Origin of the sequence: Pontixanthobacter gangjinensis, from assembly GCF_009827545.1 — a bacterium.
In the GTDB taxonomy this organism is placed as follows: domain Bacteria; phylum Pseudomonadota; class Alphaproteobacteria; order Sphingomonadales; family Sphingomonadaceae; genus Pontixanthobacter; species Pontixanthobacter gangjinensis.
This window is the reverse complement of sequence record NZ_WTYS01000001.1, coordinates 134,671-147,516: the sequence shown is the minus strand read 5'-3', so window position 1 is coordinate 147,516 and position 12,846 is coordinate 134,671. Positions and strand designations below refer to the sequence as shown.

The following is a 12,846-nucleotide window of genomic DNA, read 5'->3' as shown; positions in this document are numbered from 1 at the left end:
AATCGCTGAAACCTAGTGGTCCTTAAATTCCGCAGGGCGTTTGTTCAGGAATGCTTCGACTGCTTCGTGATGGTCGTGCGTATGGTGGGCGAGTGCTTGGTAGGCTGCTGACATTTCTAAGAGCGGTGCCAGTTTCATATCTTGTCCTTCGCGAAGTAGACGTTTGGCCATGCGGGTGGCGTGGCCGGGGTTGGCTGCGATCGATTCTGCGATTTCCATTGCGCGACCCATCAATTTTTCGGGGGTGGTCACTTCGCTGACCAGGCCGAATTCCAGCGCCTTGGCGGAATTGAGCATTTCGCCGGTAAGCGTCATCTGGCTTGCCCGGGCCATTCCAACAACGCGGGGCAGCAACCACGCGCCGCCGTCGCCTGGCACGATTCCGAGCTTCACGAAGCTCTCTGCAAACAGCGCATTATCCGATGCGATGCGGATATCGCACATGCAAGCAAGATCCAGTCCGGCGCCGATGGCGTGACCATTGATCGCAGCGACAACTGGCACTTCCAATTCATATAACGCTGCCGGGATGAGTTGAATTCCGGTGCGGTATGAATTGCGAATCTCGAACGGAGATCCTGCAAACATTCCTTCTTTGTCGCGCATATGTTTGACATTGCCGCCCGCACAAAACGCTTTGCCTTCGCCGGTAAGGACAATTGCGCGAATTGAGGGATCGCGCGTTACCGTAGCGCAAAAGTCGCGGATTTCCTCGCTATGAGTAGGCTCGGAGATGGCATTTCTTTGCTCTGGCCGATTGAGCGTAGCGACCACGATCGCGCCTCGCCGCTCGGTCTTGAGAAATGGTTCCATGACGCACAGTGCTCCTTATTATGAATGATCTTCGGTATTCGCTCTTATGCATTTGCACCAGCAGCAGTTTCTCATCATACCCAGTGTAATGTGAATTCCGATATGGGGCCAAATCGTGTTTGAAAACTTTGCCTACGCTGATTTGCCGCAAGACGATGAGGATCTGCGACCCTTGGTACGGCAGATAGCCGCTGACGCAGTCGTAGATTTACCCATGGATCAACGGGCGCGTTCGTGGAGCGGATTTGATGCCGCTTTCAGCCGCAAATTAGGCGAGGCGGGATTGCTTGGGCTGACAATTCCCGAGCAGTACGGCGGCGGCGGACGAGGGCCGTTTGCGCGCTTTGTGGTGGTTGAGGAATTGCTGGCGGCGGGTGCCCCGGTTGCGGCGCATTGGATTGCGGACAGGCAAAGCGCGCCGCTAATCCTTAATTTCGGCACCGAAGAGCAGCGGCAATTCTATATCCCCCGGATATGCCGGGGGGAGGCGCTGTTTTGCATCGGGATGAGCGAGCCCGGATCGGGTTCGGACCTTGCAAGTGTAACTACTAAAGCAGAGCGGACCAAGAAGGGTTGGCGGCTGAATGGCCAAAAGATCTGGACGACAAATTCGCTCCATTCAGATTACATGATTGCGCTGGTTCGGACATCGGGGGGAGCGGAGGACCGGCACAAAGGCTTGTCACAATTGATAGTCGATTTGAAGCTGCCCGGGATTACGATCAAGCCGATTAGTGATCTGACCGGCGATGCACATTTTGCCGAAGTCTTCTTCGATGATGTGGATTTGTCCGCTGATGCCTTAATTGGTGAAGAGGGCGCTGGTTGGAAGCAAGTCGTCGCTGAATTGGCCTTTGAACGCAGCGGCCCGGAGCGGATATATTCCAGCATCATCCTGCTCGACTCGTGGATTGCGCATCTCAGGGAAGCCGGCAGGAGCGATGATACGACCCTGTCGCTAGTTGGAGAATTCATGGCGCGCTTGGCCACTTTGCGGGGAATGTCGGTGGCGTGCACTGCCTTGCTTGCCGCTGGAGAAAGTCCTGTTGTGGAAGCTTCGATCATCAAGGACTTGGGTACGAGTTTTGAACAGGACCTGCCAGCAGCAATCGCCAATGATTTGGCATCGCATCCTGATGAGAGCGCCAATCCAGAGCTCTACCGGACATTGCAATACGTCAGCCATATCGCGCCTAGCTTCTCCCTGCGAGGCGGAACCCGTGAGATCCTCCGCGGGATTATCGCTCGAGGATTGGGGTTAAGGTAATGGGCGGAAAAGTGGATAGACGTGAATTACTTGATCCGTTTGCTGGCATGCTGGCGTCTTGCTGTGCCCCAGCGGACATCAGGCGCATCGAGGCCGGAGGAACGCATTTGGAAATGTGGGAAGCCATCGAAAGTTCGGGCTTCTTGCAAGCATTGGTGCCTGAAAGCCAAGGCGGGATTGGGTTGAGGATGGCGAGTGTCGCGCCGTTGTTTATGGCGCTCGGCGGGAATGCGGTGCCTTTGCCGGTTGCCGAAACAATGATCGCACGAAGTCTGCTTTCTACTGCAGGAATTGGCACCATATCCGGGTCTATCGCATTGGCATGTCAAAATGGCGCTGGTTCAACATTCGTTCCTTACGGCAGGGTCTGTGACCATGTGTTGATTGACGACGGAAGTGCACTTCAGTTGTTTGATGTTAGGCAACTCGAACGCCAGTATACAAATGTCCCTGGCAGCGTTGACGCATGGTTGAACTTGCCAAAAAGTGGGGAGGCGCTGAGAATCATCCGCCCAGGGTCGGGGATCAGCCATTTAGGGGCTTTGGTTAGTGCGGCAGCAATATCTGGCGCGGCTGACCGGCTGCTCGACATGACCACAACCTATGCAAATGAGCGTGTCCAATTTGGTAAGCCGATAGGCCGCCAACAAGCGCTGCAACAGCAATTGGCGGTGATGGCGGAAGATGTGATTGCGGTGCGTTTGGCGGCCGAGCTCGCTTGCCAAAATAGCTTTCTCCCGAGCGAAATCCCTGCCGCGACTGCCAAAATTATTGCCAGCAATGCCGCCGTCAGGATCGCTAACACAGCCCATGCAGTTTTTGGCGCAATCGGCATAAGTGCAGAGCATGATTTGCAGCTGTTCACCAGAAGGTTGCACAACTGGCGGCAGGCGTTTGGTTCGGAACAATATTGGCAGATCAGGCTGGGTGCCAAGCGACTCAAATCCGAGTTGCGTTCGATCGATTGGGTGCGCAATACATATGAATGTTGATTGCGGAGTGCGCGCAAATGGCTGATCAAAAAGTCTGGCGTTTTGCGATTGATCGCGGCGGTACCTTTACCGATGTTGTGGCGAAAACGCCTAGCGGCAAGCTCGTGTTTGATAAGCTGCTGTCAGAGAATCCGGTCCATTATGCTGATGCTGCGAGCGAAGCTGTCAGGCGTCTGATGGCGCTCCATGGCTCAGGCCCGATTGCCGAGGTTCGGATAGGCACGACAGTCGCCACCAATGCCTTGCTGGAACGTAAGGGCGAGCGGCTCGCCCTAGCAATCACCGAAGGGTTCGGCGATGCCTTGCGGATAGGCGTGCAGGCTCGGCCGCATATTTTTGCGCGGCATATCGAATTGCCTGAACAATTGTCTTCGCTTGCTATCGAAATTGACGAGCGAATTTGCGCGGGCGGCAAAGTGCTTCGGGAATTGGATGAAGCGGCTGCTCGCCGATCATTTCAAGCTGCGAAGGACGATGGAATTGAAGCAATTGCCATCGTGCTGATGCATGGCTGGAGGTACACGAAACATGAAGTGCGGCTTGCAGAAATCGCCCGGCAAGTGGGTTTTGCCCAAGTCAGCGTTAGTCATGAAGTTTCCCCGCTCATCAAATTGGTCCCTCGCGGGGATACAACCGTCGTCGATGCGTATCTTTCGCCTGTCATAAGGCGTTATATCGATCAGCTTGAGGCTTTGCTCCCGCCAACCAAGCGGCTTCGCTTCATGCAATCAAATGGCGGGTTGGCCGAAGCTGGTGCATTCCGGGGTAAAGACGCGATATTGTCAGGCCCGGCTGGCGGAGTTGTCGGAATGGTCGCCGCCTCTGCGCCTTTAGGTTATGATCGGCTCATCGGCTTCGACATGGGCGGGACGTCGACCGATGTCGCCCATTACGCAGGCGAATATGAACTTAGCGGCGAAAGCGTAATTGCCGGTGTTCGGATGGCTGCACCGATGATGCATATTCATACTGTCGCAGCCGGCGGCGGTTCGATTTGCCGATTTGACGGGTTGCGTTTTCGCGCTGGACCGGAGAGCGCAGGGGCGAACCCTGGCCCGGCATGTTACCGCAATGGCGGCCCGTTAACGGTGACCGATTGCAACCTCTTTCTAGGCCGGATTGATCCGGCATTCTTTCCTGTGGTGTTCGGCCCCGGGGGTGATGAGCCGCTTGATCCGGATGCATCGCGGGCGAGGCTAGAAGAGATCGCGGTTTCGATGGATGATCCGCCTTCGCTGACCGATATAGCTGAGGGGTTTCTCTCAATTGCGATCGACAGCATGGCCAATGCGATACGCAAAATCAGCGTTGCACGCGGGCACGATGTGACGCGCTATGCGCTGGCCTGTTTTGGCGGCGCGGGTGGGCAACACGCCTGCCGGGTGGCTGACGAGCTAGGCGTCGAGACCGTGCTGGTGCATCCGCTGGCCGGGATATTGTCGGCTTATGGAATTGGTCTTGCGCCGGTGAAAGCCTTTCGTGAGCAGAGCATAATCCGGCCATTGGAGGAAGATTTTGGCAAAGCATTGGCATCGCTCAAGAAGTCGGCAAAGAATGCGCTATTAAGCCAAGGGATTAGCCATCAGGATATCACGCTGATCTCACGCGCCCGATTGCGGTTCGAAGCAAGCGACAGCGTTTTGACAGTGCCTTGTACCGATATTCAACAAATGGAGCGCACCTTTCGTGCGGAGCATTGGGCGCGCTTTGGCTATTCAAATGCGTTGGCGGCAATCATTGTCGAGGCTTTGAGTGTTGAAGCCAGCGGAACTGCAGGCGGGCTAGGCGAAACCCAAATCGAGCCGCAGGCCGAGAACGCGACTGGCTCAGGACCTTGGAGAGTTATAGGTCGGTCTGCGCTGGAACAGGACCGCCCCCTTCTTGGCCCAGCGCTTGTCATCGATAGTGGCTCTACCACCATTGTTGAGCCCGGCTGGCAGGCGGAGCTTGCAATGGAAGGCAGCCTAATTTTGACCCGCGCCGATGCGCTCAAGCGGGAAAAGGCTGCGGGAACCGAGGTCGATCCAGTAAGGCTCGAGATATTCAACAATCTCTTCATGGCGATTGCCGAAGAAATGGGCGTTGTGCTGCGATCCACCGCAACCTCGGTGAACATCAAAGAACGCCTCGATTTTTCCTGCGCCTTGTTTGACGCAAGCGGTTCGCTGATTGCCAATGCGCCGCATATTCCGGTGCATCTGGGGTCGATGGCAGACAGCATCCGCCGAATATTAGAAGCTCGCGGGACAGACAAGAATGGTCAGCCGAGGGATGGGCGAGGTCTTCTGCGCGGGGATGCATATGTCCTCAACGACCCCTATCGCGGCGGTACGCACTTGCCTGATATCACTGTGATTGTTCCGGTTTTCTATGATGACAACAGCTTAGCGCCCGATGCCTTTGTCGCCGCTCGCGGGCATCATGCCGATATTGGCGGGATAGCGCCCGGCTCGATGCCGCCTGATAGCCAGACAATCGAGGAAGAAGGCGTCCTTCTCGATAATCTGTTAATGGTAGATCAGGGCGATTTCCGCGAACAAGAAATGCGCGAAGCGTTAGCTGACGCTCGCTGGCCGGCCCGCAATCCGGATCGCAATATCTCCGATCTGCGCGCCCAGCTTGCGGCCTGCACTCGCGGCGCCGGCTTACTCTGTCAATCAGCCTCCGAGCAAGGGCGCGAAGTCCTGGCCGCTTATATGAATCATGTGCTTGCGAATGCCGAGGAATCTGTCCGGCGCTTGCTAGGGCGGCTTGAAGATGGCGAATATGCCTATCCTATGGACAATGGTGCAGTAGTGAAAGTTACGATCCAGATTGACCGGAGTGCGAGGTCTGCTGTGTTCGATTTTACCGGCACCAGCGCGCAATCGCCGGGTAATTTCAATGCGCCCAGTTCGATCACGAGGGCTGCTGCGCTATATGTTTTGCGTACTTTGATCGACGATCAGATTCCTATGAATGATGGGTGCCTGCGGCCTGTCGAATTGATTGTGCCTGAAGGGTCGATGCTTAAGCCCGCGCCGCCCGCTGCTGTCGTCGCTGGCAATGTGGAGACCAGCCAAGTCATAACCGATGCTCTGTTCGCTGCGACTGGACAGCTCGCCCCAAGCCAAGGGACTATGAATAATTTCACTTTCGGCAATGAGCGGCATCAATATTACGAAACGATTGCTGGCGGATCGGGCGCAGGGCCGGATCATGACGGAACCAGCGCGGTGCAAACCCACATGACTAATAGCCGGCTGACTGATCCCGAAATTCTCGAAACGCGATTGCCGGTGCGATTGGATAAATTTGCGATCCGCATTGGCTCCGGCGGAGAAGGCAATCACAAGGGCGGCGATGGTGTCGAGCGGCGCATTACTTTCCTGGAGCCGATGCGCGCCAACATGCTGGCAAACCGCCGGAAAATCGCACCACGCGGCTTGTCGGGCGGCGGGGATGCGCAACCGGGGCGCAATTGGGTCGAGCGGGTAAACGGAACAATCGAAGAATTGAGTTCAAGCGATACAGCCGACATGGAGCCGGGTGATTGCTTCGTTATATTGACACCGGGCGGTGGCGGTTTTGGGGGTAGTGAATGACAAATTATTGGCCATTGGCCGGAATACTCATCGTGGTGATCGGTTTCGCGCTGCGCTTCAATCCCTTGATGGTTGTGGTTGTCGCGGCAATTGCGACAGGTCTTTTTGGTGGGCTGGATTTTGTTGCTGTGATTGAATCCCTCGGGAAGGCCTTCAACGACAATCGCTATATCAGTGTGACCTGGATCATCCTGCCGGTGATCGGCTTGCTTGAACGCCACGGGTTGCAGCAACGCGCTAAAGCGTTGATCGAAAGCGTTCGAGGCGCGACGATGGGCAAGCTACTGGTTCTGTATCTACTGTTCCGGCAGATTACCGCTGCACTGGGGATGAAGGATATTGGTGGTCACCCGCAGGCAGTTCGCCCGTTGGTCGCACCAATGGCAGAGGCAGCGGCGGAGAAAACCCACGGTAAACTGTCGGACGAAGACAATGATAAAGTCAAAGGCATGGCAGCTGCTACCGACAATGTCGGGCTATTCTTTGGTGAGGATATCTTCTTCGCGATTGCCTCCATCCTGTTGATTCAAGGCGTGTTTGAAAGCTCCGGCTACCCCATGGCTACTTGGGAGCTTGCCGTTTGGGCAGTACCCACCGCAATTTGTGCATTCTTTATCCATGGCGGCAGAGTGCTGGCCTTTGACCGCAAGTTAGGGAGGCCTGCCAAATGATTACGCTTGATTGGCTGTACATCCTTGCAGGCATTATCTTTGCGATCTGGTCAGTGCTAAGCGCGCTCGATTCAACAAATGGGAAGGGCATTGGCAATGCGGCTTTCTGGGGCCTGCTCGCGGTCAGCTTTTTCTTTGGCGGGCAGTTTTCGGATCTTGCCAACGGCGTTTTGGTGCTGGTGCTGGTTGCCATTGCAGGCTTCGGGCAGCTCGGTCGGAGTGATCCCCCCACAACGAATTTGGTCGAACGAGCAGGCTTTTCGGAGGCACTCGGCAATCGCTTGTTCTTGCCTGCAATGATCATTCCATTGACAGCCGTTGTCGGCACTATTCTGTACAATTGGACTCCCTTGGGTGAAACCGGTCTGTTCGAAGAACGGCGTGAAACGCTGATATTGTTCGGAGTAGGGGTGGTGTTGGCGCTAGGTGTTTGCATGGTCTGGCTGAAGCCGGCTTTGCTAGCCCCCGCTGAAGAGGGCCGCCGATTAATTGACTCAATCGGTTGGGCTGCAATCTTGCCGCAAATGTTGGCGGCGCTGGGGGGAGTTTTTGCGCTTGCTGGTGTCGGCAATATAATTGGGTCGCTCGCGGGTGAGGTAATGCCCGAGAACAGCGTGTTCATCGCAGTGGTTATCTTTTGTCTGGGCATGGCATTGTTTACGATCATTATGGGTAACGCCTTCGCTGCGTTCCCTGTGATGGCTGCGGCAATCGGAATTCCTGTTCTGGTGCAGCAATTCGGCGGAAATCCGGCAGTGATCGGCGCGGTTGGGATGCTCGCCGGTTTCTGCGGAACCTTGCTGACCCCGATGGCTGCCAATTTCAATATTGTGCCCGCGGCATTACTTGAAATGAAGGATCAATATGGCGTGATCCGACAGCAAGTCGGCACCGCTATTCCGCTTTGGGCGTGCAACGTGCTGATTATCTATTTCGGGGGCTTCCTATTGTGGAATTGACCGAGGATTTAGCGGCCGATTTTGCGCGCATCGCGCTTGGCCATGTGGCCCGCGAATATCCGCATAAGCTGGACCATGTCTTGAACGGCGATGTCGACGCAAAGACGCCGGGTGCGCTTCATCCTGTATTCTTCGGCAGTTTCGATTGGCATAGCTGCGTTCATGGCTGGTGGACTTTACTGACGTTGCGTCGTTTGTTTCCAGACTTAAATGAAGCAGCGCAGATTGACGCTCTTGCAGAGACTACTTTCACCGCTGAAAAGTTAACTGTGGAATTGGCCTATCTGGAACGACCATCTTCAGGGGGATTTGAGCGCCCCTATGGTTGGGGATGGTTGCTGTATCTACATTTGGAGGCTTCGCGTCACCATGACAAGCGATGGGCGAAAAGGCTGGAGCCGCTTGCAAGAGCCTTCGCCAAACGCCTCGGCGATTACCTCAAGATACTCACCTATCCGATCCGCACCGGCACGCACTTCAACAGCGCTTTTGCCTTGACCCTTTCGCTCGAATGGGCGGAGCAATTTGACACCCGACTGGCTGGCCAAATCAATGAGCAGGCAAAGGGATGGTTCGGATCCGACAAGCGATGTCAGGCGTGGGAGCCGGGCGGAGACGAATTTCTTTCTCCAGCATTGTCAGAGGCGATGTTAATGCAGCGTGTTCTGCCGAAAAACGATTTCGCAAACTGGTTCGCTGAGTTCTTTCCAGACATCGGCTCGTTGCAACCCGCTACTCTTTTCACACCCGCAACCGTTAGTGATCGCAGTGACGGTAAAATTGCACATCTCGATGGCCTCAATCTCAGCCGCGCTTGGGCTTGGCAAAATCTGACCACTGGCTCTGCCGGGAATGAAGACCTAATCCGGCAAGCTGCCTTGCTTCATCTCGAATCTGCCATGGATCATATCAGCGGCGATTATATGGGTGAGCATTGGCTGGCCAGCTTTGCCCTGCTTGCGTTGCTGGCCGATTGAACGGGCTTTCTCAAAGTCGCCCGCAAGGCTATGGGGGCGCATCAAACGCGTTGGCAACATCTAACTGACCGGCAGCGAAAATTGGATTTCAGGAGTCACCCCCTATGCGCAATATTGACCATTTCATTGTCGGCGGATCGCCAGCACAGACCGAGCGTTTCCATGATGTTTGGAACCCGTCGACCGGTGAGGTCCAAGCGCGCGTTCCTCTCGCTGGCGCTGCCTTACTTGAACAAGCGGTCGAAGCCGCCAAGAAAGTTCAGCCTGAATGGGCCGCAACCAATCCGCAAAAACGTGCCCGTGTTATGTTTCGTTTCAAGGAACTGATCGAAGCCAATATGCAGGAACTTGCAGAGTTGCTCGCGTCTGAACATGGCAAGGTCGTCGATGACGCGAAGGGCGATGTCCAGCGCGGCCTGGAGGTGATCGAATTCGCGTGCGGCATTCCGCATGTGTTGAAGGGCGATTATTCGATAGGTGCTGGCACTGGCATTGATGTCTACTCAATGCGTCAGCCGCTGGGTATTGGTGCTGGTATCACGCCATTCAACTTTCCTGCAATGATCCCGATGTGGATGTTCGGCATGGCTATCGCTGCCGGTAACGCCTTTATTTTAAAGCCAAGCGAGCGCGACCCGAGTGTTCCGGTTCGCTTGGCCGAATTGTTCGTCGAAGCAGGCGCGCCCGAGGGGCTGCTGCAAGTTGTCCATGGTGACAAGGAAATGGTCGACGCAATCCTTGACCATCAAGATATCGCGGCGGTCAGCTTTGTTGGTTCCAGCGATATTGCGCATTATGTTTACAAACGCGGCGTTGCCGCTGGCAAACGTGTGCAAGCCATGGGCGGGGCGAAGAACCACGGCATCGTGATGCCTGACGCTGACCTTGATCAAGTAGTCAACGACCTTAGCGGAGCAGCCTTTGGCTCCGCTGGCGAACGCTGTATGGCATTGCCGGTTGTGGTGCCGGTAGGTGAAGAAACCGCCGAGCGTCTGCGAGAGAAACTGATCCCCGCGATTGAAGGGCTCCGCATCGGCGTGTCTAATGACCCCGAGGCGCATTACGGGCCGGTTGTAACACCTGAACACAAGGCGCGGATCGAACAATGGATTGCGACGGCTGAATCCGAGGGTGGCGAACTTGTTATCGACGGGCGGGGCTACAGCCTACAGGGCCACGAAAAAGGGTTCTTCGTCGGTCCGACCTTGATCGATCACGTCACCACCAAAATGTCGAGCTACCAAGAAGAAATCTTCGGCCCGGTCCTGCAAATTGTGCGCGCCAAGGATTTCGAGGAAGCTGTGCGCATGCCCAGTGAACACCAGTATGGTAACGGCGTCGCAATTTTTACCCGCAACGGCCACGCCGCGCGCGAATTCGCCAGCCGGGTCAATGTCGGGATGGTCGGCATCAACGTGCCGATTCCGGTTCCGGTCGCATATCACAGCTTTGGTGGGTGGAAACGCAGCGCATTTGGCGACACCAACCAATATGGGATGGAGGGACTTAAATTCTGGACCAAGGTCAAAACGATCACCCAGCGCTGGCCCGATGGGTCGGTTGATGATGGTAATGCGTTTTTGATCCCGACACTTTAATTGCGCTCATCGATCCGCTGATCTTGCGAAATCATTAGGCACTCGTTCTCCGAACGGAGTGAGTGCGTTTTGTTTGTCGCGCCAGAAAAGGTTTGAATTACAGTAATCGCTTCAAGAATATGGAGGTATCGTGTTACGGTCTGACCTATAACCAAAGCAAAGGGGGGCGCATTTGGGGTTCGGTCAGGAATTGCGCATTGATGGGGCCGATCCGGTTGCGAACCGGTTCAAGGCATTTGTAAGCTATAGTCATGCCGACAAAGCAGAGGCACAGAAACTACACCGCAAGCTAGAAGCTTACCGTCTGCCCAAACATCTTCGTCAGGACGCGGTCGGACTAGCGAACGATGGCCGCGTCGGTGCAATCTTTCGTGATCGAGAAGATTTGCCTGCCGCTGAAGATTTGACCGAAAGCGTGAAACTCGCGCTATCCGGCTCGGAGGCGCTGGTAGTGTTGTGCTCGCCCAACGCCAAGAAATCACCATGGGTGGCGCGCGAGATCGAGCTTTTCCGGGAGCTTCATCCGGCACGCCCGATCTTGGCGGCTCTGCTAAGTGGCGAACCGGAAGAAGCGTTTCCGGCGCCATTGCGAGACGGGCGCGAACCTCTTGCCGCCGATCTGCGCAAAGACCAAGACGGTCCGCGCCTAGGCTTTTTGAAAGTAGTTGCAGGCATTGCGGGAGTGCCGCTGGATGCTCTGGTAAACCGCGATGCCCAGCGCCGTGTCCGGCGTGTGACCGCGATCACAGTCGCAGCCTTAGCGGCCATGGTAGTGATGGCTTTAATGACCACATTCGCTCTCAAATCGCGCGACGAAGCGCAGACGCAGCGCGCCGAAGCTGAAGGCGTTGTCGAGTTCATGATGACTGATCTACGGACTGACCTGCGCGGAGTAGGGCGGCTCGACGTCATGGAATCGGTCAACCAACGCGCAATTGATTTTTATGAAGGGCAGGGCGATATTACCGATCTGCCAGTCGAAAGTGCTCTACGCTGGGCTCGCATCCTGCATGCGCTGGGCGAAGATGAGACAATTAAGACAAGTTTGGATTACGCCAAGGCCAACGACTATTTCGAGCGTGCCAACAAAGTGACGGCTGAGATACTTGCGGATGATCCGGCCGATGCCGTTCGTGTTTACTCCCATGCTCAGAGCCAGTTTTGGCTAGGCTACAACCTCTATTTGCAAAAGCAATTCAAGAGCGTGGCGCCATACTGGTTGGAATATGACCGCCTCGCCAAGGACCTTCGCGAACTGGCGTCAGACGAGCATGACGGCGAACGCGAAACGGGATTTTCGCAAGGGAGTCTCTGCACTTTGGCGTTGGACGAGGCGCAGGCTGTATCTGGCAAGGCAACCGAGTATTGCGCCAGGTCGCTGGGACATATGCAGGCGGTCCATGCAGCCAATGACAATGAACAAAGCAAGCTTGATCTCGTTAACCGCCTAAATTGGTATTCGCGGGCATTGGAGTTGGACGAAGAAGTTGATGCTTCGCCTGAGGTCTATGTTCAAGCGCTTGAGATAACAGAAAGTTTGCTGGCCGCTCATCCGCAGAACCGGGATTTTCGCGATGTTTGGCTTACCATTCAAATAGCTTTGGCTGAAACAGAAATTCGGCGAGGACAAAGGAATTCCGCAATAAGCAGGCTCAAACACGCAGAAGGGTTTGCAATAAAATTGACGGCGGAAGAGCCCGATAATGTGAGGTGGAACCGGCGTATTCAGAAAATTTCAGAGCATTTGAAGGGGGGTAAACCATGACTCATAACGAGATGGCACTTTTTGGAACCACGAGTGTGATTTTCGGGCCAGCCAATAATGAGGGGTGTCTTGGAGACTTCAAATGGGTTGCTCCGTTTAATTTGCACTTAGATGTGCTCGAAAAGAAGAATGACCAAGACGGCACCTACATCCCAATCATTGTCGATCCCGATGGCCGTTCCCGGGTGGCAATGAAGGCCCATAGCAGTTCCTAATAGAG

At 55.3% G+C, this 12,846-nt stretch carries 10 protein-coding genes; 9 read left to right on the top strand and 1 reads right to left on the bottom strand.

From position 1 onward, the window contains the following. Positions 1-12: 12 nt before the first annotated feature. On the bottom strand, positions 13-813 hold the full coding sequence (locus GRI36_RS00680) for a crotonase/enoyl-CoA hydratase family protein (RefSeq protein ID WP_160596716.1): 801 nt from the start codon (positions 811-813) through the stop codon (positions 13-15). A gap of 115 nt (positions 814-928) precedes the next feature. Between GRI36_RS00680 and GRI36_RS00675 the strand changes: the two genes are divergently transcribed. The 9 genes from GRI36_RS00675 (at position 929) to GRI36_RS00635 (ending at position 12,841) form a co-directional block, all read left to right on the top strand. Next, on the top strand, positions 929-2,080 hold the full coding sequence (locus GRI36_RS00675) for an acyl-CoA dehydrogenase family protein (protein WP_160596715.1): 1,152 nt from the start codon (positions 929-931) through the stop codon (positions 2,078-2,080). Positions 2,081-2,091: 11 nt separating this feature from the next. Next, positions 2,092-3,072 carry an acyl-CoA dehydrogenase family protein gene (locus tag GRI36_RS00670; RefSeq protein ID WP_160596714.1) on the top strand — a complete coding sequence of 327 codons (981 nt, stop codon included), beginning with the start codon at positions 2,092-2,094 and terminating at the stop codon, positions 3,070-3,072. Between the two features lie 17 nt (positions 3,073-3,089). Next, on the top strand, positions 3,090-6,656 hold the full coding sequence (locus GRI36_RS00665) for a hydantoinase B/oxoprolinase family protein (protein WP_160596713.1): 3,567 nt from the start codon (positions 3,090-3,092) through the stop codon (positions 6,654-6,656). Next, on the top strand, positions 6,653-7,327 hold the full coding sequence (locus GRI36_RS00660) for a DUF969 domain-containing protein (protein WP_160596712.1): 675 nt from the start codon (positions 6,653-6,655) through the stop codon (positions 7,325-7,327). The genes GRI36_RS00665 and GRI36_RS00660 overlap by 4 nt, the downstream gene beginning before the upstream one ends. Further along, positions 7,324-8,286: a DUF979 domain-containing protein gene (locus GRI36_RS00655; RefSeq protein ID WP_160596711.1), complete on the top strand. Its 963-nt coding sequence runs from the start codon at positions 7,324-7,326 to the stop codon at positions 8,284-8,286. The genes GRI36_RS00660 and GRI36_RS00655 overlap by 4 nt, the downstream gene beginning before the upstream one ends. Beyond that, positions 8,274-9,263 carry a DUF2891 domain-containing protein gene (locus GRI36_RS00650; RefSeq protein ID WP_160598963.1) on the top strand — a complete coding sequence of 330 codons (990 nt, stop codon included), beginning with the start codon at positions 8,274-8,276 and terminating at the stop codon, positions 9,261-9,263. Before GRI36_RS00655 ends, GRI36_RS00650 begins: the two co-directional genes overlap by 13 nt. A gap of 104 nt (positions 9,264-9,367) precedes the next feature. Then, a complete protein-coding gene (locus GRI36_RS00645) occupies positions 9,368-10,861 on the top strand; it encodes a CoA-acylating methylmalonate-semialdehyde dehydrogenase (RefSeq protein WP_160596710.1) in 1,494 nt (497 codons plus the stop codon). Between the two features lie 172 nt (positions 10,862-11,033). After that, the gene (locus GRI36_RS00640; RefSeq protein WP_160596709.1) at positions 11,034-12,626 is read left to right on the top strand and encodes a toll/interleukin-1 receptor domain-containing protein; all 1,593 of its coding nucleotides are present in this window, start codon (positions 11,034-11,036) and stop codon (positions 12,624-12,626) included. Beyond that, complete coding sequence (locus GRI36_RS00635; RefSeq protein ID WP_160596708.1) at positions 12,623-12,841, top strand: hypothetical protein; 219 nt, start codon at positions 12,623-12,625, stop codon at positions 12,839-12,841. The genes GRI36_RS00640 and GRI36_RS00635 overlap by 4 nt, the downstream gene beginning before the upstream one ends. Positions 12,842-12,846: the final 5 nt, after the last annotated feature.